Source organism: Bartonella sp. AA86SXKL (assembly GCF_042196885.1).
In genome coordinates this window covers 1-250 of the sequence record NZ_JBHIRE010000530.1, presented here as the reverse complement: position 1 = coordinate 250, position 250 = coordinate 1, and the positions used below count along the sequence as shown (strand labels likewise).

Here is a 250-nt window from a genome sequence, read left to right as displayed (position 1 = left end):
TTTATGGCAGAGAAATTCCACTATCTGAAACAATTGAACGCTTAGAGCTTATTACTCCTGCAAGATTAACTGATTTAGCTGGCCGTCTTTTTATCAATGCCACTCCAACATTAGCAGCTGTTGGACCTGTTGGCTCTCTCATGAATTTCGATAACTTAACATCAACACTTTCATCAAATATAAAGCAGGTTTAAATACACCTTTTTCAAACGCTTTAGTACACTATTCCCTATGTGAAGTTTTAAAAAGA

Annotated in this window: 1 pseudogene; it reads left to right on the top strand. The window is 35.6% G+C overall.

The window, feature by feature from the left end:
* A pseudogene (locus ACFIO5_RS13105) lies at positions 1-194 on the top strand (insulinase family protein); the annotation flags it as partial.
* Positions 195-250 lie beyond the last annotated feature (56 nt).